Origin of the sequence: Pseudomonas sp. ICMP 10191, assembly GCF_001467335.1 — a bacterium.
Classification (GTDB): Bacteria; Pseudomonadota; Gammaproteobacteria; order Pseudomonadales; family Pseudomonadaceae; genus Aquipseudomonas; species Aquipseudomonas cerasi.
In genome coordinates this window covers 1-1,117 of record NZ_LKGW01000014.1, presented here as the reverse complement: position 1 = coordinate 1,117, position 1,117 = coordinate 1, and the positions used below count along the sequence as shown (strand labels likewise).

Annotated in this window: 1 protein-coding gene; it reads left to right on the top strand. The window is 57.4% G+C overall.

Going from position 1 to position 1,117, the window contains the following annotated elements; all coding sequences use genetic code 11:
• Nucleotides 1-811: DMT family transporter (locus tag AO388_RS03200; protein ID WP_058416035.1), on the top strand; the 811-nt coding region annotated here is incomplete at its 5' end.
• Between the last annotated feature and the right edge of the window lie 306 nt (nucleotides 812-1,117).

The following is a 1,117-nucleotide window of genomic DNA, read 5'->3' as shown; positions in this document are numbered from 1 at the left end:
GAGCAATGGCTTCACCTCCAGCAGCGTTGCCGTCATCAAAACGATACTGGGGTGCATCCTGCTCTCGATCGTGCTGCGTTTCCTCAAGCGTCCGACATCAGCCGCCAAATGGAGCCAGGCCGCGATCTGCGCGTTCCTCGGTATTTTCGTGCTGTTCCATTTCGAAACGTCCGCCTACCGACATTACGCTGCGGCGGGTGTCGTCGTCGTACTCATGGCCAGTGCCTCAATCTCGTCGATCATTCTGGGGCGCCTGTTACTGAAGGATGCCATCACTGCAAACGCAACAGTGGGGGCCGCACTTGCCATCTCAGGGATTGCAGTGATCTTCGGCGCTGATTTGCAACAGGGCTTCACTCTGGAAGGTGCAGCCCTGGCCTCGATCGCAGGCTGTGGCTACGGAGCGTTTTCAGTTGCCATGAAAAAAATGGGCGTTTCGGGGGGCCTGCATTTCACTCGTCAACTGCTCTTCTTCGGCAGCCTGTACCTGCTGATGCCGGCCGCTGCCGATGGTTTCGTGATCGGCGAGCTGTCATCAATGGCTATTGCCGCACTGCTGGCGCTGGCCGCCCTGCCGACCATCCTCGGCTTTTTCTGCACGACCAAGGCCATTGAGTACCTCAAGCCATCCCAGGTGCAAGCGCTTGAACTCACCGAACCGCTGTTTGCGGCATTGCTGGCATTTGTAGCCCTCAATGAAGTACCGCGCGAAAGCCTCTATCCGGGAGCGGCCCTGATCATCGCTGGTTTGTGCTTCTCCAACGAACTGATACGCCTGGGTCAAAAAGCGCCGACGCGGGCCAGTCAGTAAGGCAGGCAGCGGCCTGTCAGTTGCGAGCACGTTGATCCCAGTACCCGATGTCATGCGTGAGGCCCCGTACACAAGCACTCGCTCGGTACGGCGCGCTCCAGACATCACAGAGCTTGCCGGTGCCCTATTTCGCATCAGACGGCGGCTTAGCGCGATTTCAAATGAAAATGCACCCAACAAAAAAGGCGTCCCGAAGGACGCCTTTTCTGTTGGACTCAAAACGACTGTTCTTGAGTCCTGATCTTCAACCCTGATACAGCTGGGCGAAAATGGTCGGGGTAAGGGGATTCGAACTCCTGACATCCT